At 62.4% G+C, this 22,642-nt stretch carries 18 protein-coding genes and 1 tRNA gene; 10 read left to right on the forward strand and 9 right to left on the reverse strand.

What is annotated here, in order from left to right:
• Positions 1–134 precede the first annotated feature (134 nt).
• The 6 genes from mdoH to JAN5088_RS15550 form a co-directional block, all read right to left on the reverse strand.
• Positions 135–1,985: a glucans biosynthesis glucosyltransferase MdoH gene (gene mdoH / locus JAN5088_RS15525; RefSeq protein ID WP_055683722.1), complete on the reverse strand. Its 1,851-nt coding sequence runs from the start codon at positions 1,983–1,985 to the stop codon at positions 135–137.
• Positions 1,975–3,525, reverse strand: a complete 1,551-nt coding sequence (locus tag JAN5088_RS15530; protein ID WP_055683723.1) for an OpgD/OpgG family glucan biosynthesis protein — start codon at positions 3,523–3,525, stop codon at positions 1,975–1,977. Before JAN5088_RS15530 ends, mdoH begins: the two co-directional genes overlap by 11 nt.
• Positions 3,522–4,751: an OpgC family protein gene (locus JAN5088_RS15535; RefSeq protein ID WP_055683724.1), complete on the reverse strand. Its 1,230-nt coding sequence runs from the start codon at positions 4,749–4,751 to the stop codon at positions 3,522–3,524. The genes JAN5088_RS15530 and JAN5088_RS15535 overlap by 4 nt, the downstream gene beginning before the upstream one ends.
• Before the next feature lie 31 nt (positions 4,752–4,782).
• On the reverse strand, positions 4,783–6,132 hold the full coding sequence (locus JAN5088_RS15540; protein WP_055683725.1) for a tetratricopeptide repeat protein: 1,350 nt from the start codon (positions 6,130–6,132) through the stop codon (positions 4,783–4,785).
• Positions 6,133–6,277: 145 nt separating this feature from the next.
• On the reverse strand, positions 6,278–7,480 hold the full coding sequence (locus JAN5088_RS15545; protein WP_055683726.1) for a CaiB/BaiF CoA transferase family protein: 1,203 nt from the start codon (positions 7,478–7,480) through the stop codon (positions 6,278–6,280).
• 107 nt (positions 7,481–7,587) lie between these two features.
• Positions 7,588–8,061: a DUF302 domain-containing protein gene (locus JAN5088_RS15550; RefSeq protein WP_055683727.1), complete on the reverse strand. Its 474-nt coding sequence runs from the start codon at positions 8,059–8,061 to the stop codon at positions 7,588–7,590.
• 128 nt (positions 8,062–8,189) lie between these two features.
• Between JAN5088_RS15550 and JAN5088_RS15555 the strand changes: the two genes are divergently transcribed.
• From JAN5088_RS15555 to JAN5088_RS18395, 7 genes are all read left to right on the forward strand, one after another.
• Positions 8,190–8,279 (forward strand) — tRNA-Ser (locus JAN5088_RS15555).
• Between the two features lie 447 nt (positions 8,280–8,726).
• Positions 8,727–9,854, forward strand: a complete 1,128-nt coding sequence (locus JAN5088_RS15560; RefSeq protein WP_199502159.1) for a DNA-methyltransferase — start codon at positions 8,727–8,729, stop codon at positions 9,852–9,854.
• Positions 9,855–12,005, forward strand: coding sequence for a DEAD/DEAH box helicase family protein (locus JAN5088_RS18390; RefSeq protein ID WP_082430043.1), 2,151 nt, complete (start codon positions 9,855–9,857; stop codon positions 12,003–12,005).
• The gene (locus JAN5088_RS15570; RefSeq protein ID WP_055683730.1) at positions 12,005–12,220 is read left to right on the forward strand and encodes a DNA modification system-associated small protein; all 216 of its coding nucleotides are present in this window, start codon (positions 12,005–12,007) and stop codon (positions 12,218–12,220) included. The genes JAN5088_RS18390 and JAN5088_RS15570 overlap by 1 nt, the downstream gene beginning before the upstream one ends.
• Positions 12,221–12,224: 4 nt before the next feature.
• A complete protein-coding gene (locus JAN5088_RS15575) occupies positions 12,225–14,210 on the forward strand; it encodes an AAA family ATPase (protein ID WP_082430044.1) in 1,986 nt (661 codons plus the stop codon).
• Entirely contained in the window at positions 14,207–14,593 is a 387-nt protein-coding gene (locus JAN5088_RS15580) for a hypothetical protein (protein WP_055683732.1), read from the forward strand. Before JAN5088_RS15575 ends, JAN5088_RS15580 begins: the two co-directional genes overlap by 4 nt.
• Before the next feature lie 125 nt (positions 14,594–14,718).
• Positions 14,719–17,127 carry a DNA-directed RNA polymerase subunit alpha C-terminal domain-containing protein gene (locus tag JAN5088_RS18395; protein WP_233489823.1) on the forward strand — a complete coding sequence of 803 codons (2,409 nt, stop codon included), beginning with the start codon at positions 14,719–14,721 and terminating at the stop codon, positions 17,125–17,127.
• Positions 17,128–17,215: 88 nt separating this feature from the next.
• Here the strand turns inward: JAN5088_RS18395 and JAN5088_RS15590 are convergent, their stop codons facing one another.
• The 3 genes from JAN5088_RS15590 to JAN5088_RS15600 are packed head-to-tail and all read right to left on the reverse strand — an operon-like array spanning position 17,216 to position 19,409.
• On the reverse strand, positions 17,216–17,635 hold the full coding sequence (locus JAN5088_RS15590) for a hypothetical protein (RefSeq protein WP_055683734.1): 420 nt from the start codon (positions 17,633–17,635) through the stop codon (positions 17,216–17,218).
• The gene (locus JAN5088_RS15595) at positions 17,632–18,957 is read right to left on the reverse strand and encodes a recombinase family protein (RefSeq protein ID WP_055683735.1); all 1,326 of its coding nucleotides are present in this window, start codon (positions 18,955–18,957) and stop codon (positions 17,632–17,634) included. The genes JAN5088_RS15590 and JAN5088_RS15595 overlap by 4 nt, the downstream gene beginning before the upstream one ends.
• Positions 18,954–19,409, reverse strand: coding sequence for a DUF2924 domain-containing protein (locus JAN5088_RS15600; RefSeq protein WP_055683736.1), 456 nt, complete (start codon positions 19,407–19,409; stop codon positions 18,954–18,956). The genes JAN5088_RS15595 and JAN5088_RS15600 overlap by 4 nt, the downstream gene beginning before the upstream one ends.
• 366 nt (positions 19,410–19,775) lie before the next feature.
• On the opposite strand from JAN5088_RS15600, the gene JAN5088_RS15605 reads away from it, so the two are divergent.
• The 3 genes from JAN5088_RS15605 (at position 19,776) to JAN5088_RS15615 (ending at position 22,623) form a co-directional block, all read left to right on the forward strand.
• The gene (locus JAN5088_RS15605) at positions 19,776–21,011 is read left to right on the forward strand and encodes a hypothetical protein (protein WP_055683737.1); all 1,236 of its coding nucleotides are present in this window, start codon (positions 19,776–19,778) and stop codon (positions 21,009–21,011) included.
• Entirely contained in the window at positions 20,980–21,921 is a 942-nt protein-coding gene (locus JAN5088_RS15610; protein ID WP_074962675.1) for a helix-turn-helix domain-containing protein, read from the forward strand. The genes JAN5088_RS15605 and JAN5088_RS15610 overlap by 32 nt, the downstream gene beginning before the upstream one ends.
• Positions 21,922–22,029: 108 nt before the next feature.
• Positions 22,030–22,623, forward strand: coding sequence for a sigma-70 RNA polymerase sigma factor region 4 domain-containing protein (locus tag JAN5088_RS15615; RefSeq protein ID WP_055683739.1), 594 nt, complete (start codon positions 22,030–22,032; stop codon positions 22,621–22,623).
• Positions 22,624–22,642 lie beyond the last annotated feature (19 nt).

The following is a 22,642-nucleotide window of genomic DNA, read 5'->3' on the forward strand; positions in this document are numbered from 1 at the left end:
TGGGCGGTCGCAACGGCTGGCGGCGCGCCTTGCCTGCGCCGGGTTCAAGGGGGTGACCGACGTGCCGGAGGGGATGTCAGGCTCCGCCGCCGGGGCGGCGTGGCTGGCGCGGGGCCTGCCGGTTGGGCCAGCCCCTACTCGGCCGGCCGTGCCGTCAGGCTCGACTTCAGTTCCGCCCGCCACTGTGCGGCGCGTTTGGCCACAAGGGGTGCGCGCACCTCCTGCGGAGTGGCCATGGTGCCCGGCAGGACGATCCCCGACAGGCGCGACAGCGGCGCGGCCATCGCGAGACTCAGCATGATGGGCAGGAGCCAGAGCGAGACATAGCCCGTCGCCATGCCAAGCAGGAGCAGGGCACCCAGCCCCGTTTCGAGTGCATGGAAGCGCAAGACGGTGGACCAGTCCTGCATCGCCCCCTCGCGCGTCTGGGGGGCCCAATCGAACTTGCGCCCGGTCAGTGCGGCGAAGACGGCGATGGTCTGCTGCACCATGAGGACGGGCGCATAGGCGATGCTGACCGCAATCTCGAACAAGAGCGAGCCAGCGAAACGTCCCCAGCCGCCCAGCCGCGATACCGGCATCCCGGCGGCGACCAGCGCCAGCGCGCCGACGATCTTGGGCGCGAGCAGCAGGCCGTACATGATGACCATCAGCCAGATGTGGTTGACCGACGACATCTCGGGCCAGTTGGGAACCGTGGGATTGTCAGGCGAGAAGTAGTTGATGACCGACCTGTCCTTGCTGACTCCGATCACCGCCCAGAGCGTGAGCAGCAGGAACCACAAGGGCGACAGCAGATAGCCGATGGCCCCGTGGAACATGTGGAACCGCGACAGGGTGTGCAGGCCCGAGGTGCCCAGAAGGCCCAGATGCTGCAGGTTGCCCCGGCACCAGCGGCGGTCGCGCAGGACGTGGTCGATCAGCGTCGGCGGCGTCTCCTCGTAGCTGCCGCGCAGGCGGGGCAGGAAACGCACGGACCAGCCGGCACGGCGCAGGAGGCCCGCCTCGACGAAGTCATGCGAGAGGATCAGGTTGTCGCGGCTGCGGAAGCCGCGCACATGAGGCAGGCCTGCGCTGGCGGCGAAGGCCTGTGTGCGGATGATGGCGTTGTGACCCCAGTAGTTGCCCTCGCGCCCTGTCCAGCGGGCAAGCCCTTCGGCCAGGGCGACGCCATAGATGGCGTTCGCGAACTGCTGGCTGCGTGCGAACAGGGTGCGCGCGCCGATGAGTTGCGGAAACGACTGGATCAGCCCGGCGGAGCCGTCGCGCCCCATGGCATCGGCCAGCGACCGGATCGCCTGCGCCGACATCAGGCTGTCGGCGTCGAGCACCACCATGGCGTCATGCGCGCCGCCCCAGTGTTCGACCCATTGCGCCAGGTTTCCGACCTTGCGGTCGGTGTTCTGCACCCGCCGGCGATACCAGATGGCGAGGTCGGGCAGCCGCGCGCGCAGGGCGTCGAAGGCGGCCTCCTCCTGCGCCGCCCGGTCCGGGTTGCGTGTGTCTGAGAGGATATAGAGCGACCAGCGGTGCGCGCCCGGCGCGGCGGCCAGGCGTTCCATCATCGCCGCGGCGTTTCCGAAGACGTCCCAGGGCGCCTCCTCATGCACGGGGATCAGCAGGGCCACGTCCAGCGGTCGGACGGGTCCGGTTTCGGGGGCCACCCGGCGGAACATGGCGCCCGCCCCGGCAAGCACGGTGGCGAAGGTCAGCGCGACCCAGAAGAAGCCGATTCCGATGAGCAGGGTCAGCAACCCCTCGGCCCAGGTCGTGCCATTCGTGGCGAACCACGACAGGAATCCCCAAAGCAGCGCGCCGGTGCCGAGCGCGGCAGGCAGGAACGTGCCCGCCCGCCAGACGGCGGCCCCGCGATCCGGCGACACGCCCGGCGCGGAGTCGTCGCGGAACCGGCGCGACAGATCCTGTCGCGGATGGGCCAGCGGCGCATGCGGGGGCATGGAGGTAGGCGTGCGTTCATGCGTCATGAGATGTCCACCGATAAAGCCAGGCTTCGGAGAGGGCGGCGCCATCGCGGAAAAGCTGTGCGCGCAGTTCGACCGTCCGGGAGTCGCCGGGATCGAAGGTGAACGCGAGCCTCGCCCCTCCGGTTTCAGGGTTGCGCTGGAGGATTCCCGCCGACGTCTCGGCCTGCCCGGAGGCGACGTAGACGGCGATGCCGTCCAGCTGTCCCTCAAGCTCCGGCACGTCGAGCGCCGGATGGGCCGCGAAGTCGATTGCCACGATGGTGCGGTCGCGGTCGAAGTTCTGTCCGATGTGCGTGTCGATCACGCGGGCCACGTCCTGCCGGCGTGGGGGCGGCACCGAGGACACCTCGTCGGTCCAGATCATGCGATAGGCGAAGCGGTGCTCGCTTCCTGCGGCCAGCACGGCGTGGGGGCGCCAGTAGGCGACGATGTTGTCGTAGATTTCCTTGTCCGACGGGATCTCGACCAGACGCACGACGCCCGGACCCCAGTCGCCTTCCGGCTCGATCCAGAGGCTGGGACGGTCCTGATAATGCGCTTCCAGATCGGCGAAATCCGACAGGCGGCGGGCGCGCTGCATCAGGCCGAAACCGCGCGGGCCCTCGTCGACGAAGCTGCTGACCTGAAGCTCGGTCGGGTTGGCAAGCTGACGCCACAGCATCTCGCCCGCGCCGTTCCAGATGAGCAGGCCGTCGCTGTCGTGGATCGCGGGACGGAAATCGTCGAACCGGGGGCGGTTGGTTTGATCGTAAAGGAACATCGACGTAAGCGGCGCGATGCCCACGTGATCCAGATCCACGCGGGGGAACAGCGTCGCGTCTACCCGCATCTCGGCGGCAAGACCGGGCGTGATCTGGAACCGGAACGCGCCGGTGACGGAGGGGCTGTCCATCAAGGCGTGAACGGTTATGTCGGGGTCGCCGGGAGCGGGCCGGACCACCCAGTAGCGGATGAACTCGGGAAACTCCTCGCCATCCGGGTCGCCCGTCCGCAAGGCGAGGCCACGCGCAGAAAGGCCGTAGGCCTGCGCAGCGCCGATGGCCCGGAAATAGCTCGCCCCCTGGAAGACGGCGAACTCCCGCTGCTTCGTCTCGCCCTCGAACTGGTGACGCAGGCGCAGGCCCGAATAGCCCATCGTCTCGTCCACAGCCAGTTTCGGCGCATCGTCGGTGCCGGTGAACAGGTCGATATCGAAGGCCAGCCGATGCGCCTGCCCGTCTTCGACCACGTCGATCTCGACCGGGCGGGGGAAGTAGAGACCGGGATGGAACAGATCCATCTGGAACGGCAGGTCGGTGCCCGACCAGACGGCGTTGTCCACGTCGAACCAGATCTTGCGGTATTCGTCGTAGGTCAGGTTCAGCCAGGGCTCGGGCACCTTGGCGCGGGCCGTGAACTCCTGCGCCGCAAGGTCGCGCGCCAGATCGTGCACGGTATCGGGGCCGAAGGACGTGCTTTCAAGATAACGGGGCGTCACGGCACCCGCAGCGGCAGTCATCGCCAGAAGCGAGACGCCCGCAAGAAATCCACGACGTGTCATCGCTGCGCCCTCCAGGGTTGGGATTTGAACCAGCCGACGCAGAAGGCGCAGGCCACAAGAAGGCCGAAGCCTGTCAGGTTGACCAATGTCCAGGTCATGGCGTTCCTGCCGATGACGTCGAGGATGTAGCCATTCACCCGCGCCAGCGCCATGGAGAACACGAAAACGGCGAGACTCTGCTGACCGACCGTCATGACGATCTGCACCGTCTCGTCCCAGAGGCGCGCGGCGACCCCCTGCCCAGTGGCGATCAGGCGGTGCCCCCGCTCGCCCGCGGCGGCCCAAGCGAGGTAGGCGAGCGACAGGAAATCGACGTAGCGCAGGATGGCGAAGTCCGACTTGTCGAACCAGGCGCCGTTGGCCTGCCGCCATTCGATGGCGAAGCCGAAGGCCCGTGCGCCGACGTTCGAGTGAACCGCGCTGAGCACGACCACGGCGAGCGTCAGCGCGACGAGCCACGGCGTGACCGGCGGCGCGGGTATCCATCCCCGCATCAGCGCGAACCCGGTGAAGAACACCAACTGCCAGCCGAATGGGTTGAAGAACCACTGCCGGTCGGACCACGGCTCGGCCGGAAGCGACAGGTGCAGCGCGGAAAGCCCCAGCCACGACAGCAGCGCCTCTTGCGCCAGAAGCCAGACGCCGATCAGAACCGCCCCCAGCAACGGCAGCGACACGCGCGACAGGGCCATTACGAAGGGCATCATGGCCAGCACCGCCATGTACATGGGCAGAACGTCGAAGTAATTCGGCACATAGGTCAGCGTCATCAACCCGATGAGCTGCGGCGCAGGGTCGATGAAGAACTTCCAGAGGTTCAGCGACCCGATGTAGTCGCGGTCTGGGTACCAACCCGATGCGTCGATGGCCGCCATGATCGTGACGATGGCCACGAACAGGCAGATATGGGCCCAGTAGATCTGCCAGACGCGGTAGGCCACGCGCGCCGCGCCGAGCAGCCACCCGGCGCGGTCGAAGGTGCGTCCGAAGGCGATGGCGGAGGCCATGCCCGAGCAGAACACGAAGATTTCGGTCGCGTCCGAAAAGCCCCAGCGGGCCGGGAAGATCCACAGCGTCCAGGCATTGCCCGGCGTGTGCGCGACCAGGATCATGAACATCGCGAAGCCGCGGAAGAAGTCGAGCCGGGGATCGCGGATCGCCTTTCCGGCCGTGGCCATGGTCGGACTGCGCATGACGAGGTCGATGTCGGTTGACGTGGATGTCATTGAGGGAGGTCTCTGGAGGTGCCGGCGCAAATTAGGCAGTCGCGCTCCGCGAACAAGGGAAATTCGCTGCACCGGCGATGAATGCGCGCCGCACCGCCGCATATCGGTCTTCACAGCCGCCCCGCCGGGCGGTTCTGTCGTCCAGAAAGGCGCCGGCTTGAGTCAGAAGGCCAGCCCGGATGCCCGAATCGATGGTGATCCGTTCGAACACGTCGCGCTGTGCATGGCTTCCGCCAATGTCCTGCATGTGGGGCCGAGCGGCGGACAGCGCTGCGAAAGCCGCTGCGTGATCGCCCGCGGCGAAGGCGGCCAGTCCCCGCGCGGCGGCCGGCCCCGGCCCGTGGCGACCCTCCGGCGGCCGTGCCGTATCGGCCAGACGCGAGACGATGCGCCCCGCCGCCGCATCCCGCCCGTCCCCGGTCAGCGCGAGAAGATAGTGCAAGTCGGCGAACACGAGACACCCGTCGGCCGTCCGCGCGTCGGCCAGATCGGCCAGTTCGGACCAGCGATGCCCTACGTCGATGCCCTCCAGCTCAAGTCGCAGCAATAGCGACGTGGCGTTCGCGATGTCGCGGTAATCGTCCGTCCGCTCCGCCCGGACATGCTCGTCGTAGCAAGCCAGCGCCGCATCCATCCGCCCCAGGTCCAGAAGCATCAGCGCGCGGTGCCACCAGACATGGAAGCGGAAGTTGTTACAGTGGCCCCAGGCCGCCTGCCGCCGGTCGATCCAGTCGAGCCCACCCGCCGCATCGGCCGTCATATCGTGGACATGCGCGACGGCGTGCAGGCCCCAGGCGTCATCAGGCGCAAGATCGAGGGCCGCGTGTCCGGCGGCGGTCGCGGCGGCATAGTCGCCCGTCTCCTCCAGCGCGAAGGCGTGGCAACCGAGCAGATACCCGTGCCCCGCATGTTCAGAACCGTAGCACGGCAGCACTCGTTCAATAGACCGGCGCATCCCGGCGGCGTCCCCCGTTACGAACCGCAGCGCATGGCCCAGCTTCATGGCGAGCGTATCGGTCGGCGCGCGTCTCAAGGTCGTCTCGAGCGCCGTCATGGCGGCTTTCGGTGATCCGTCGAGCAGATGCCGCAGCGCCAGCATGAGATCCCGTTCCCGCAGGTTCGCGTCGGCCTCATATTCCTTGGCCCGCGCGAGGGCGGCGCGCGCATCGGCCAAAAGTTCCCGCCGGCCGAGGAGCACCAAAAACAGCCCCTTCAGCGCATGTGCACCCCCGTAATCGGGCGCAAGGTCCAGCAGCCTGGCAAGGTGGTCGGGGGTCGAGGCGCCGTGCGCCAGAAACGCGCCGGCCATCGCGTTCCATTCCGCCACCGCGACCGCGCTGTCCAGCGACACCGGCTGATCGAAGTGGTCGTGGCGTGACATGGCGATCCTCGCAAGGGCGTCGTCACATCCTTTAAGGCGAAGCCGTGCAGTTCCCTATAGTGCGGGCCGCCACATGACGGACACGTGACGGTCCGTCATCGCCCGTAGCGGCCCGTCCAGCGTCCACTTCGCCGCGTCCCGCCGATCAGTCGTCCGCGAAAGGATCCGGCCGGTCGAGCCGGTCCGTATCCGCCCCGAACCGCGGAGGAGCATGCCGATAGGTCACGGGCGTCGCCGAAAGCTTGAGCGGATTGCCGATCAGCGGCATGTGCAGGCCGTCCCGCTCCATGTCGACGAGCATCTCGCGCGCCTCGACCTGGTCGGACGCGAATACCTGCGGAAGGGTCTGCACGGGGCCGACGGGCACCGATGCGCCCTCCAGCCCCGCGATCACGCTTTCCGTCGTGCGCGCACGAATGACCGGGATGAGGTGCTCCGCAAGCGTCTCGCGGTTCGCCATTCGCGCCGGATTGATGGCGAACCGCGCATCCGTCGGCAGATCGTCCAACCCCAGCACGGCGCAGAACCGGCCGAACTGCCGGTCGTTGCCCACCGCCACGATGACGTGGCCGTCCGACGTCTCATAGACCCCGTAGGGAACGATGTTCGGATGCCCGTTGCCCCGTCGCCGTGGCGCCTCGCCCGACAGGCGGGTGTTCACCCCCTCGTTGATGAGCCAGGCGACCTGACTGTCGACCAGCGCCACGTCGACCTGCTGCCCTTCGCCCGTGGCCTCCGCATGGCGCAGGGCGGCCAGGATGCCGACGGCCGCATACATCCCGCACATCACGTCGGCGATGCCCACGCCGACCTTCATCGGCTGACCCTCCGGCTCGCCGGTCAGGGACATGATGCCGCCGTATCCCTGCGCCATCAGGTCGTACCCGGGCTTGGCCGCGTTGGGCCCGGTCTGCCCGTAGCCCGAGACGGAGCCATAGACGAGCCGCGGGTTCACAGCCCTGATCGACGCATAGTCCAGCCCGTATTTCGCCAGCCCGCCGGGTTTGAAGTTTTCGAGCAGGACGTCCGCCATTCCGGCCAGCCGCCGGATCTGCGCCTGCCCCTCGGACGTGGCGATATCGATGGCGACGGAAAGCTTGTTTCGGTTGGCGCACATGAAATATGCCGACAGGTCCGTGTCTTCCGCGCCGTCCTTCACATACGGCGGGCCCCATTGCCGCGTGTCGTCGCCGCCTGTGAGCGGGTTCTCGATCTTCAGGACGGTGGCCCCCAGGTCGCCAAGAAGCTGCGAGCAGGTAGGCCCGGCCAAGATGCGCGAGAGGTCAAGAACGCGTACGCCGGCCAAAGGCCCGGCGGATTTCGATGTCGGGTTGGAAGCGTCCGCCATGGTCTATCCAGTCTGTTCCGCAAGTCGTCAGGGATGGGACGGCTACCCTGCGGCGGCGTCCAAGGCGGACATATCAGCCCCGCACCGCCCGTCAAAGGCATCGCGCATCATTGCGTCGCGGCGTCGGCAACCTTGGCGAAGGCGTCGTCGAGTTCGGCGCCAATGGGTTCCAGGTCCGGCGCATCAGCCACGTAGGACGCAAGAACCTCGGAAGGCAGCCTGTAGCTGAGCGTCGCGGTGCCGTCCGCGTTCTCCGTCACATAGACACGCATCGGCGCCTCGATCATCGCCGGCGTGCTCAGCCGCAGGATCCGCACGGCATAGTCGTTGTTGAACAATCCGATCACGCGGTTGCCCGGTATGTCGATGCCCCGCGCGACGGCAGCTTCCGTCGGCCCCGCCATCGTCACGACGGCAAGGCCGCCCGCCCCCGCCGCCTGCCGCGCATCCTCGATCAGGTCGTCGAACGGCTTGGCGGTCGGCGTCACCGACCAGCCATCGCGCGACGCCATGTCGGCCACCTCCTGCGCGCCGAGCGGCGTGGAGAGAAGAACCAGCAGGGTCGTTGCACGGATAAGCATGACGGCGCCTCCCGACTGTCTCGCGACAGAGACCACGTGTGCCGCGCAGATTGCAAGCGCCTGTCGTTGAAAATGCCGTCGGTTCCGCTCTTGCACCCCACTGCCCGCGTGTCATAAACGACGCCCACGGACAGGTGGCCGAGTGGTCGAAGGCGCACGCCTGGAAAGTGTGTAGGCGGGAGACCGTCTCCAGGGTTCGAATCCCTGTCTGTCCGCCACTTGCCCCCGCGAAAGCGTTCTCCCGATCCGGCTGCGGCCGGATTTTTCCGTTGTATTCGAGGGTTATGCGGGTGGGGCTGAGCACTGCCCCTGCTGCCAGGAGGCCCGGAAGCGGTCTCTCCGGGCCGATATTCTCCGGACCTCATGACTGCGCCCGTTTGGTGAATTTCTTATAAGCCCTTGTAAGATAGCAAGAAAATCCAGCGTCCGAAATTGCTTGGATTGGAGTCGCGTTTGCGTCTGCCGCGACCGGGTTCGGAAGTTCTCTGTCGACGGCGTCCATTGGATTCCAAGCTCGCCTGTGAGAGCGAACTGTCGGCGTGGAGACAACGTTAGCCCCTAGATTTCGGTGTTTACGGCAGCTGGAACCGTAGATATCGTGGACCAGACCTTTAGAGAGACAGATTCAAGATATGCCGGCATGGGGGGAAACGCACGACGTTGCAGTGGCCGAGGCTCTCAGAGAGGGGCGCCGGGCATCGTCGCCCATCTACCAAACCAACTTGGGTTCGGCCTATTGCGGCGACTCTCTGAAGGTGCTCGGTAGCAAGCCGTTTTCGGTACACAAGGGTATGGTACAACTAGCGTTTACTTCGCCACCGTTCCCCCTGAATACGAAGAAGAGCTACGGAAACCTGCAGGGTGAAGACTACGTCCGGTGGTTCGCCAAGTTCGCCCCCCTCCTTCGTGACATGGTGACCGAGGACGGTTCCATCGTCATCGAAATCGGCAACGCGTGGATGCCAGGTCAACCGACCATGTCCACCCACGTGCTCGAGGCGTTCTTGCGGTTCCTCAAGAAGGGCGATCTGCACCTGTGTCAGGAGTTTATCTGGTATAACCCGGCGAGGCTGCCGTCGCCGATCGAGTGGGTCAACAAGGAGCGTTCAAGGGTCAAGGACGCATTCACCCGTATATGGTGGATGTCGCCGACCCCACGCCCGAAGGCGGACAACCGGAAGGTACTGCGGGAATACAGTCCGAGCATGAAGCGCCTCATCGAGACCGGCAAGTACAACGCCGGCGTGCGCCCATCAGAGCATCATATCGGCGCCGAAAGCTTCAAAGCCAACAACAATGGTGCAATTCCGCCCAATGTCGGTGGCGTGGACGCGCTACCCTCCATGGACGGTGTCATCACTCCGAAGGGTTTCGCAGAGTACCTTGAACAAACCGCTAATCTACTCAAGGCAGCCAATACTCTGTCTAGCGACTGCTATCGCAAATTCTGCCTAGAACGGGGTGCTCCAATTCATCCAGCCCGAATGCCTTCCACACTCGTCGAGTTCTTTGTCAAGTTCCTGACTGACGAAGGCGATGTTGTGCTTGACCCGTTCGCGGGAAGCAACACGACGGGGGCAGTTGCGCAGGACCTAGGCCGGCGATGGCTCTCCATTGAGGCAGACTGGAATTATGCCGCCCACTCCATCGGACGCTTCGACCCCACGGCACTCACATCGACCTGCGAAGGACTTGAGGTCAACGAGATCGAGCAGAACGAGGAACTAGGCGACCGGAGTTATAATGCTAAAGCGCCGCCGACTGCATCGTCCTCTGAGATGCTTCTGAAATAGATGCTGAATATGTCGCAGCCAAGAGATGAAGAACGGGCGCGAGTGAGCAGCGATGGCGCAATGCGCGATGCGCGACCGTTTCTGGGGGATCTAACGGTGCTCGACCTTAAGACAGAGTACCGCTCCCTAAAGGAAAATCCTGTCAGAGATTTCTACAGGCCGTGTCTGCTGAACTCCATTATCTACAAGCGAGCGGTCGGGTACTTTCGATCAACAGTTTATAACGTGATAGGTGCGTCATCTATTGAATTCGCTCGCCGTGGAGGTCGGACTGAACTTATTTGCTCCCCTGAGATGTCTGAGGAAGATGTCGACAGTATTGCCCTTGGATATGCCAGAAAGAGCGAAGTTATAGCTCAAAGGCTGACACAACAAATCGACTTCTTAATGTCTTCCGAAGAAACAGCTTTCAATACGCGACTTCTAGCTACACTCGTTTCGCTCGGCGCTTTGGAGATCAAAGTCGCCGTTCGCGCCGACCGGAAGGGCCTATATCACGAGAAGATCGGCATTTTTCTGGATGGTATCGGCAATTCTGTCAGCTTCAAGGGTTCAGCCAATGAAACTTGGAGCGGATGGCATCGGCAGGGAAACTTCGAGTCTGTAGAAGTATTCTGCAGTTGGCGAGAGGGATTGGAAGCGGAGCGCGTCAGAAACCACACGGCACACTTCGATGCGCTGTGGTCCGAGGACGATCCGGATATCGAGGTATTTTCGTTTCCAGATGGAGTGGTGGCTCATCTCAAGAAGGCAGCATTTAAGGACTTGGACGCCGTGGATCCGAAAGACGCAACGTCCCATGAAAAGCGGCGGACACCGCTACCTCACCAGGATGCAGCCGTGAGTGAATGGTTGTCTCGGGGCGGAAGGGGGATCTTTGAACATGCCACTGGTAGCGGCAAAACATTCACAGCGTTGATGGCAATTCGCCGCCAGGCAGAGTGCGGAAAGCCGACGTTGGTGGTTGTGCCGAGTAGACTGCTACTTGACCAATGGGCCTCCGAGATAAGGGACGAAATTCCGGAAGCGGCGTTGTTACTTGCCGGCGGCGGGAACAACGCATGGCGGGCGCCCCATCGTCTCAAGGGCATGACGGGCGCCGATACGGCGCATGGCGGCCGAATCGTTCTTACCACCATGCAAACCGCCTCCATGGACGCATTCCGCCATGCGGTTATCGACGGCGAACATCTCCTACTGGTCGCAGACGAAGTGCACCAGATCGGTAGTCCGCAGCACGCCCGCATCATGACGCTCAATGCCGGGTCGAGGCTTGGGCTAAGCGCAACGCCCATTCGCTACGGCGACCCTGAAGGCACCCGGCAGATATTTGAGTATTTCGGCGGTGTCATACCCCCGCCAATAACCTTAGCGGACGCAATCGAGGCTGGCCGTCTTGTTCCATACGAGTATCAGCCGCATGCGCTCAACTTAACCGCTGACGAAGCGGACGCTTGGCGAAACTATACCGATCGGATACGGCGCGAGATAGTGCAGCAGAAAGCAGACGAAGCGGGCGCACGCCCTCTTTCCGACAAGGCAAAGATGCTGCTTATACAAAGGTCCCGAATTGCCAAAAAGGCTGCGTCCAAGGTTCGGCTCGCATGCGATGTGCTCAAAGCGCATTTCGAGAAGGGGCAAAGCTGGCTCGTTTATTGCGAAGACGCTGACCAGCTCGCGCAAGTTCTCACTATATTGCGACAAGAGGGTATGGACCCTGTCGAATATCATTCGAAGATGGACGGGGATCGCGCCGCCACAATGTTATGGTTCCGCTCCTTCGGTGGCATCTTGGTGTCCATCCGCTGTCTCGATGAGGGCGTTGACATCCCGGACGTATCCCACGCCCTCATTCTCGCGTCATCGCAGAATCCGCGCCAGTTCATTCAACGCCGTGGCCGCGTCCTGCGGCGCGCACCTGACAAACAGGTCGCAGTCCTCCATGATGCCATAGTCGTACCGGTCAGCGCCGAAGACGAGCCCGATCAAATCAGCTTGCTGAAGTCGGAACTGGTGCGGGCGATTGAGTTTGCCGACCACGCGATCAACAAGGGCGCTGGTGCCGAACTCCGCGATATTGCGACCAGTATGGGTATTGACCCCGAGGGCCTGCTCAACAGCGGGCTTGAGGAGGACGAGGAGGAAGCCTGATGTCGGATGATAATGAACTTGGCCTGGAAACGCTTCTTGCCGTGAAAGCTCAGCTGGGCCTCGATTTGGACGATGATTTTCTGGAAGCGTGCTTCGCGATCCAAAAGAAGTACCAATTTAATCATGATAGGACGCTGTCCACACAGGCAATGGACCGCCTCATCGAGGACCGTGTCGAAAAAACCGATGTAAAGCAAACCGAGGGCGGGGCCTGACAGGATGAAGCTTCATAGTCTCAGAGCCCGAAATTTCATGCCCTACAAAGGCGAGATGGAACTGGCGTTTCCGCAGGACGAGCAGCGCAACGTCATGATTGTCTTCGGCGACAACATGCGCGGCAAGACAAGCATCCTGAACGCAATGCGCTGGGCCTTCTATGGTGAAGCACTAGGCCGCCACTCGCGGCCAATCCCGCTGCAGGAGATCGTCAACAAGGACGCGGCCTTGGTGGACGATTGGAGGGTGGAAGTTCACGTCAAGTTCGACGCTAACGGCCATGCATATGATCTGCGCCGGGTTGCCGAGCGCAGAAACATGGTCGCCAAACCTTCCAGACCTGAAGACTTCATTCGGTCGATTCACCTAACTCGCGATGGCTCCGCGGTATCTGGGGACCAAGTTGAAGCCGAGATTGGATTGATTGCGCCAAAGCAAATATCGCGTTTCTTCTTATTTGATGGGGAATTACTACAAGAATATGAAACGCTGCTGATCGAAGATAGCCAGCAAGGCCAGCAAATAAAAGAAGCCATTGAGCAGGTGCTTGGCGTGCCAGCGCTTACAAATGGTCGTGTTGATATTCAGACAATCCTTAAGCAGGCGCAAAAGCGGCAGAACTCCGATCTTAAGCAGATTGCCGGACTCGAAAAACAAGCGGAACGGCACGCGGAGTTGACCGGAAAGATTGATGCAATCGACCGAGACCTTGAGGATTTGAATTTAAGACTGAAGAAAGTTCGTGAAGAACGCACCGCGCTCGACGACGAAGTTGAAGCGGCACAGTCTGTGATCAGCGCAAAAGCGACGTTGGACGCAAAAGTCGGAGAGCGAAAGGTTGTGATTGATGATTGCGACAGGAAGGAAGGGGAGCGGCTCGATCTAATTTCTGGGGCGTGGAAAGATCTGATCGATGGGCAGCTCCAGATTAGGCGCGACCAGCTCGAAAGGCGGCGTAGAGAGTTGGTTGACTCGATCAAGAAGCGAAGCGCCCTAGCGCAGAAAGTCTCCGATCTGAAGCAGTTGCTTGACACGCGAGAATGTCCGACCTGTGAGCAAGAATTGAGTGACGAACGGCGGTTTCAGATTGGTCAGGCATTGGGCAAGGCCGAGACTGACTTGCGATCCATTGATGACAGCAGCTCCGCGCTACAGGACATATCGGGGCAGCTCGACGCGCTGTCGAAAATCCGAGGCATTAATGCCAAAGACCGGCTCAGGCAGGTAGAAAAAGATCTCCAGGGCTATAACGTGCGCCTGACGCAGATCGAAAATGACATAGAAAGGCTGCGCGACGAGATCGCTGGATACGATACGGCGGAGATTGCACGTAAGAGAGTATTGCTGAGCGAAAAAATTAAGGAAGAAGGTCGTTTGCAGGGCGACATTCAGGACCAGAACTCCGAGCGCAAGAAACTGGTAGACGAACTTGCAGTTTCGCAGAAGGCAATCGAGGGCCTGACCAAGGATCGCACGCAGCGCAGTACGCGCAAGGTATCGCTCTGCTCCGATCTTGAAAGGGTGTTTTCTGAGAGCATTGAGCAGCTAAGAAGCAAGTTACGCAAACGTGTCGAAGAACGTGCGAACGACGCTTTCAAACATATGACCACACAAAAAAGTTATCGCGGTCTTGCGATCAACGAGAATTATGGCCTGCAGATCGTCGATCCGTCCGGTCGTCACGTAGCCGTGCGAAGCGCAGGCGCGGAACAGATCGTGGCGCTGTCCCTCATCGACGGTCTGAACCGGACCGGGCGCGCCGCCGGACCAGTAATCATGGATACGCCGTTCGGCCGCCTCGACCTGAATCACCGCGACAACATTCTCAGCTACTTGCCTTCGGTAACGAGCCAGTTCGTGCTGCTGGTTCATAGTGGCGAGATCAGGAAGGAAACAGATCTTGCCATCATCGCCGAAAGAATTGGCGCTGTATACGAGATCAGGGAGATCAGCTCCACACAATCGCGGCTGGAAAGGACCACACTTTGAGCATTGCGGAACCTACCACAATCGGCCTGTCGGAGGGCGCTCACGAAAAGCTGAAGCGACTCCAGGAGGAACGGCAATTCCGAGATCTCCTCGATGGATATCGCTTTGCCATAGGACTTGCGCTTGCGCAGGGAGTTGAGCCGCCCGAAGTCCAGAAGCGAACAACGATCTTTAACGTAGGGACCGTTGATCCCGACCAATCCCTTAAGCGCTCAATCGAAGCGCTGATGGGAGATCGGGTTCAGGGTGCTTCGATATACAAAATGGCTGAGCGACTTGCGGAATGGGGCGTGAACGAACTTTCTGCCCAGGCGGAGGTCGGCAGTCTTGACTTTGTTAGCTTGCTCGACCTTGCAGGCGAAAAGGAGGCCGCCGATACATGACGGAGGCTCCCCTTCGTGCCTTCCTCATGGTGCGTTCGATTGACGGAACTTGGACAGTCACGGTTTGCCGCGACCTCGGTACCGTCGTACGCACATGGAGAGCGCGGAAGGAGCCGAACTTGGACGTGGCCGTGCTGCACGTTGGCTTCGATCGCCCGCCATCGCATAGCTTTAATGAAGTCGTAGATGCGTATCCTGGTCGCCTGCTTCTGACCACAGCGGCGAAGCATGTCGTGCCGACCACGTTCATTTCGTCCGCTGCCCCAGTAGGCACTGCAGAGAACACGGACGTGTTCATCGGGTTGCAAGGCTGGGGATACAAACTTGAAGACCCGACAGCGGGAACAGGCCATATTGAACCGCCACACGCGGAAGCCGCGTCCCGTGAACCGCAGGGTTGGGTTGCTTCGTTTCTGAACCAGCATCCTACGGATGCACAAGAGTTGTCGGAGCACGGAATATTCGACGACAGTACTTATCTTGACCGAGAAGTGGAACTGGAACGAAACGTTCGTCACCGCACTGGGCGGTTTCGCCTACATCACATCGTTGGCGCGAATTGCGATGACCCCTGCAAACTTGCCTGCGCCGCGCCGCCGTGGCTGGCAGCGCGGAATCTGATCTCCTTGAATTTGCCTGTGCGGGCCGCCAACGTCTTCCAGGTCAGCGGCATTGAGACGGTGCGCGATCTCGCCGAGTTTTCGATCGAGGCTCTTTTGAACCAAAAGAACTTCGGGCGAAAATCATTGGGAGATACGTTACAAGCATTGCTCGTCGCTCTTAACGATGGTCCGCCTCGGATGGCGACAGCGGAATCTCTTCCTGAATCAAGCCATTTTCTGACAGAGGTGCGGAGGTCGCTGCTCACATTTTCCGTCCGCGAGCGCGACGTGCTGATACGCCGCCTTGGCTTCGAAACAACCCCGGAGACACTACAGGAAGTTGCGGACGACTACGGCTTAACGCGCGAGCGCATAAGGCAGATCGAGGCGAGCGCTACCAAGAGGTGGATCCGCGAGTCATCCTGGGATGACATACTCGAACAGAAGATCTCCCAACTCATGATCGGCCGAAGCTTTCCCCTCCCGGTTGCTGGCATAGAAGCCATAGACGCGTGGTTTGAAGGTGTATCGGTACACAGGGTGTTTTTTAGAAACTTGGTGCAGACCGTATGCAGTGACCGCATTCATACGCTTCACATCGATGGCCTTTACTACTTCAGCCTCATGGCGCAGGAGATTTGGGGGCGCACGGTTTCTGAGGCCTCCGGGCTGTTGTCCTCTGGAGCGGGAAGGGAATGGAGTGAAGACTACGCCCGCTCGCTGGTGCACGGCTTACTGCCAGACAACGCAAAAGAATTCGGGACGATACTGTGGGATAAATCGTCCCGGCTCTGCCACTTCAGCACCAGCCCGGACGGTTTGCGCGTTCTCACCAGTTATGGTCGCGGGGCGGATCAAGTGGTTGAAGCAATTCTAGCCGAGTCTGATACACCGCTGCACTACACGGAAATTGCCGAGCGCGCAAAAATGCGGGATGGAAGAAGCCTGGATGTTAGAAGGGCGCATAGCGCTGCCGCAAACATAGGTTTCTTGTTCGCGCGCGGGACTTACGGACTTGCACGGCATGTGCCGCTATCCGACGAACAGATCACTCATGTTCGCACTGAAGCCGAAGATATCGTTTGCTCCGAAGCACCTGGTAGACAATGGCACACTTCGGAGATCTTATCAGAGATATCGGAGCGTATGGATGGAGGTATTGAGAGCCTGGACAAGTATCTGCTGGATATCGCACTCTTGAAATCGAGCATGCTTAGGCCTCTGGGAAAGATGACTTGGATCGCAGCCGGCGTTGACACCGAAGATCAATCCCGTATCGACGTTCATCAGGCTGTCGTCGCGATCGTTCAGTCGGCAGGCTGCCCGCTGAACACCAGCGAGATAAAGGAACGCCTTACCGCTGTGAGGGGCGTCAACGAGTTTTTCCAGATTTCCCTTGTAGATCCTCTTATTCGGGTGCAGCCCGGCTTGTGGGGCATAAACGACAGGGACGTGCCTTTTTCTCGTGAAGAACAACGCGAGCTTATCGAGCAGCTCGTACGCCTGCTTGAAGAGAAGCAATCAGGCATTCATGGAAGCGAACTGTCCGGTGTTCTTCCCCTACTAGACTGTCCGACCGATGCATTTCTATCAATTGCCTCACAGGACGATCGGTTAAAAATCGCGCAGGGTCGATATGTTTATCTCGCGCAATGGGGCAACCCAAGGCGCGAAACGATCGGTCACGCGGTTTCGGCCGTCCTTGAAGGAGCCGGCACCCCACTTACTCTTGAGAGAATTACTGGATTGGTCGAGAGCCGAATTGGCAGGAGGATCGACAAGCCAGTTATATCAGGTGCTTTGCAGGCTCTCGAAGCGATGTTCGATAGTGCAACAGGACAATGGAGCCTAACCATTTTGTCACCAGATGATGACGAAGACCTAGTGGAAACTAGCGATTACCATTCAGTCAATGCAAGGTCGGCTCTCTGACTAGCTCACGCGCAGGAATTCATAGTCATGCCAATGCTCGATTATCGAGTTTGTATGGCCCAATCTCGTAGTCCGGTGGGTGTGATGCCTAACTTTTTTCAGGTCTCTCTTGCAGTGCGGTCTTTGTGACTTTGCCAGTTTTTTGCTCCCTCCACTCCACTGGAAATGGCTCCAGCACCCGCGCCAGCGTAACCTCCGGCCCCTGCTTCCCGTCCAGGATCGCCTTGACGATGTCCGGCGCAAGCAGCGTCATACGAAGGACGCGGGTCATGTAGGAGGGCGCGATCCCCTCGCGCTCGGCCAGTTCGGCGATGGTGGCGAACTCGCCCGACTCCAGCATACGCTTCCACCGAAACGCGCGCGCCAGCGCCTTGACCAGCGCGCTGTCTGTGCGCCGCGGCTGCGCGGCTCCTTCGGGCAGTCGCATCTCCTTGCGGCCGCCACGTTTCACGATGCGGAACGGGACATGGAGCGTCATGGTTTCGGAAATCTGGGTGCCGCGGGTCATGCGGCCGCCACCATGTCTTCCGCCAGCATTTCGCGCGCGAGACCGCCGAGGCCATCAACACGGAGTCTGACGTTGAACCCCTCGGTTCCGATATCGACGCGCTCGACCAGCAGCGCCACGATGCGCGCCTGCTCGGCGGGGAACAGTTCGTCCCACAATTGGTCGAGCTGCTGCAGTGCGGTGCATGCGTCGGCTTCGGTGATGTTGGCGGCATGGGCGCGCGCGGCCTTGCAGGTCCCCGCGACGATCTCGGGCTGGCGGAACACGACGCGGAGTTGATCGATGACGGCGGCCTCGATCTCGCCTGCGGGCACGCGGCCGACCGGGCACGACCCACCGCCATGCTTCAGCACCGTCTGGCTGACATAGTAGCGGTAGAGCCTGTCGCCCTTGCGGGTATGCGTCGGCGAGAAGGCCGCGCCATCTGGGCCGAACAGTAGCCTCTTCAGCAGCGCGGGCGTGTCCGAGCGGGTGCGCGCGGCGCGCTCGCGCGGGCTCTCCTGCAGGATGGTGTGAACCTTGTCCCACGTCTCGCGGTCGATGATGGCGTCGTGCTCGCCGGGGTAGCTGTCGCCCTTGTGCACCGCCTCGCCGATGTAGGCGCGGTTGCTCAGCATCCGGTAGATGTATTTCTTGTCGATCCGGTTGCCGCGCGGCGTCCGGATGCCGAGTTTCGTGATCTCTCTCGCCACCTCCGTGCCCGACCCGATCTCGAGGAAGTGGGCGAAGATCCAGCGGACGTGCGCGGCGGCTTCCTCGTCCACCAGCAGTTTGCGGTTTTCCACCCGGTAGCCGTAGGGCGGCACGCCCCCCATCCACATGCCCTTCTTCCGACTGGCGGCGACCTTGTCGCGGATGCGCTCGGCCGTGACCTCGCGCTCGAACTGCGCGAACGACAGCAGGATGTTCAGCGTTAGTCGGCCCATGGAGGTGGTCGTGTTGAACGACTGGGTGACGGAGACGAAGGTCACCCCGTTCCGGTCGAACACCTCCACCAGCTTGGCGAAATCGGCGAGCGAGCGGCTGAGACGGTCGATCTTGTAGACCACCACCACGTCGACCAGCCCGTCCTCGATGTCCTCCAGCAGCCGCTTCAGGCCGGGTCGTTCCAGCGTGCCGCCCGAGATGCCGCCGTCGTCATACTGATCGCGGACCAGCACCCATCCCTCGGACCGCTGACTGGCGATGTAGGCTTCGCATGCCTCGCGCTGGGCGTGCAGGCTGTTGAATTCCTGTTCCAGCCCTTCCTCGGAGGATTTTCGGGTGTAGACCGCACAGCGCAGCTTGCGGACGACCTTCGATTTCTCGGGCGGCTTCGTCATGTCCGCCCCCTGTGGTTCTTGAGCCCGAAGAATACCCAGCCGTTCCAGCGCGTGCCGATAATCGCGCGGGCGATGGCGGACAGCGACTTGTACGGCCGACCTTGCCACTCGAAGCCGTCGGTGGTGACGGTGACGACCTGCTCGACACCCTGCCATTCGCGCAGCAGCCGCGTGCCGGTGATCGGGCGGTCACGGTCGGCGCGCATGCCGCGCTTCTTCCTGTCGGCGCCGTCCAGTTCCTCGCCCAGCCGTTCGAGGTGCCGGATCGTCTCGGGCTTCAGCCCGCCGTAGACAAGTTCCTGGATGCGGTATGCCAGGCGGGACTCGAGGTAGCGGCGGTTGAACGGCAGCGGCTCGCTGTCGAACAAGTCGCGCCATTGCGCCTTCAGCTCCGGCGTCGTCGCGGTCTTCAGCGCGGCCAGGCGCGCGGGGATGGGATCGTGAGTCATCATGCAGTTCTCCGGTGAGTTGGAGTTGCATGACGGCATTGGTCGGGCGGATAGTGTAGGCAACGTTCTCCAGTCTCGTCAGATACTTCGCCCTTCTCCCGCATGCGCAGCCGAACCAGCCCGAGCGCCAGCAGGCCGCACAGCTCAGTGCGGCGCTCTGCGGGCGTCATCTGGTCGGGCGGGAGCGGATTGGGGCGTTTCATGCGGGCCTCGGAGCGGTCGTCTCCTCTGGCCTCTACTCACCGTGATCGCGAACCGTCCCACGGCCGCTGGAAGTGCACGGACCGCGCCCATCCGGACTCGACTCAGGGTTGTTCGGAATGATAGAACATAGAGGGAACAATCAAGCTTGAAAGGAAAGGGATTCCGTTGGGCTCCGACATCAAGAAATTCGTCAATCCGAAGTTTCTCAACAGCATCGATGTCGTGCTCATGCGCGATCTCTTCGCGCGTCATTTCAAGGAAGATAAGCTTCCCCTCGCATTCGACGGTGACATTGCCGAAGTTCGCAAGCGGATGGCGGAGTATTTCGCGACGCCGATCACCGACTGGTCGGAAGGGCTGATCGCGGATCTTCATCGGGTCGCCGAACTCGGAACGGGCGAAGGGATGCAACTCATCCTGAACGAGGCGCGCCGCCGCAGCGTGATCCTCTTTCCCGCGACCGACGCGGAAGATGCCGGGTCCGCGCCGGTGAAGCACGAGGCCAAGCATGTGGCGCTGCACGCCTACCTGCATCATCATCAGATCTTCGAGGCTGCGGCCGATTTCCAGGCGCTGAGGGCGCCGACCGCAATGGCGGAGTTTCGCGGTCCGGAGCGCGATGTCGGGGCCGATCTGACGGAGGAAGCGTCGGCGGCATTCAAGGCCGCCATCGTCAAGCTGTTCGCGCAGGATCTGCAGGGCGATTACTGCCGTCTCGGCCCGTACGAGGAAGATGGCGAAATCAACCTCGTCGTCAGCCATGGCGCGCCTGTCACGACCACGCCGGTCGTGGCCGGCGACCGCGAACAGATCATCACCCTGCGCGCGGTGAAATATGCGGCGCTGCGCTACGCACCGAACGAAGGGCTCCTGCGCATCGGCGGAGTGCCAAGGGCGCAGCAGGCCGAAGTGGCGGCGATCTTCGCCGAACACATCCTCGGGCGACCCGGTTTCTTCGCCGGCAAGGACGCGCGCGATCTCTACACCCTCGATCCCATCACGGCTTTCGGCCCGGACTTCGCATTCCAGCATGCGTTCGACGAGAGGATCCTCGAGGTTCGGATCGTGGCGGCAGCGGCCGATTTCTTCGCCGAGGACGAGGATGGCGCATGGCGCTATATACGCAGTTGGGAATCGAAGGACGCATCCGGCGCGGCACTCCGGCATTTCAAGGCAAGCGAGGTGCGGTTCGGCCGCGGGTGGCGTCTGGGAGAAATCACGTTCCGGGTGTTTTTCAAGAGCGATGCGAAACAGCCCGCCAAGGTGACCGTGCGTTTGAAGCCGCCCGGCACGCTCGCCTTCCGTCGCACCAGGTTCGAGAAGGCGATTCACGCGCTGGTCGCGCGCAACGGGCTCGAAAAGGATCGCGATGCTGACCTGGTTGTGGAAGCGGCTGAGTAACGGCGGAGCGGAGGCCAGTGTCTCCGGCCGGGCGCTGCGCCGCTTCCCCGAGCGGGAGGTCGAAGGGCTGCTTCGGGCGCGGGTTCTGATCGAGCAGCGGAAGGCCGACAGCTGGTCCGTCTGCACGCATCGCGACTGCGGGCTCGACGCACGCCCGATCCGTAACGTCGGAGAACAACTCCTAGCCTGCTGTCCGCGCGACGTCGCGGCGGACGAGATGCTGGAGCCGGACGACCTTCGCCGGTTCGGGATCGATGTCGACAAGCTGATCTCGGCCATTGCGGCATCGGGCGGGTTGCAGGCGGCAGCCACCGTCGTTGCGGACGGGCTGTGGCTGCTGGGACGGTTGCCGACGGGTATCTGCGTCTTTCTCTGCCGCGACACGAATGTGCTGATGGCTCCTGCCACCATCCTCGCGACCAGGATGGCCGCTGGATCGGCACCCATCACCATCATCACCATCGAACTCGACCCGGCAACCGAACTGCAGTTGCGTGCGGCCGGTATCGAAGCCCGCTCGCTCACCGAGTGCGTCCTGGTGGACGATCACGGCACGGAACATCTTGCGCTTGACCGACTCTCGCTGATCGCCGTCACCGCGCCCCGCCTTGTCCTGAGCCGGAGCCGCCAGTCGGCAATGTTCGACGGACGCCGCCTCGATCTCACGCCGCAGATGTTCGCACTGATCCGGCTTTTCGCTGAACAGGCCGGGCAGCGCGACCCCGTGCTACGCAAGGAGGCCATCGACGCGCAGACCGGGCGTCCGGCGAACGAGATCGTGCGGGATCTGCGCAAGGCTCTGGTCGGATGCGGCCTGTCGCGGGCGGCCGCCGACGCCCTGATCGTGACCGTGCGTGGCTACGGCTATCGCCTCGGCATCGCTCCCGCAGAGGTGGCCGTCGAGGACTGAGTCCTCCGCACACAATCCACACACAACAAGCACACGCCAAACACACCGAAAGCCTCGGTGGGTCCGGCAGTCTTGGAACAACAGCAATGACGTTCCGAGGCTCCCACCATGCATCCACCAATTACCCCCGCCGACCTTTCCACGCTGATCGCTGAAGCCGATGTCGCCGCGCGCCGTCTGCGCCGCAAGCTGTTCTTGCCCGCGGCCGATCATGACGATCTCCGTCAGGACCTCCTGGTCGACCTGATCTGCCGCCTGCCTGGCTTCGACGCGCGGCGTGGGAGCATCGGCGCCTTCGCAAACATCGTCCTGCGCAACCAGTCCTCGCGCATCGCGATGCGTCACTACCGCCAGCGCCGTGCGCAGGGTGGGTCGCTGCTCTCGCTCGAGGTGCCGCTGGCCGGAACCCGCGAGCCGGTCGGCGACACGCTGACCGAGGACGACGGGCTTGCCGCCTGGCACGGCCAGACATGTTGCGCGGCGGCCGTCACCGAACTTCACCACGCCCTGCAGGCCGCCCTCGCGCGGCTCCCGGCCGAGGATCGCCGCTTCTGCGCGGCGCTGGCGCATCGCCCGGTCACCGCGCTCGCGGCCGAGGGTTTCGTGAGCCGGTCCACGCTCTACCGCCGCCTCGCCGATCTCCGTCACGTCCTCACCGCCCACGGTCTCGGTCCCGCCTGGGACGATCTCGCGGCGGCCTGAGTAGAGGCGAAAGGAGGAG

The organism is Jannaschia rubra (assembly GCF_001403735.1).
GTDB lineage: Bacteria > Pseudomonadota > Alphaproteobacteria > Rhodobacterales > Rhodobacteraceae > Jannaschia > Jannaschia rubra.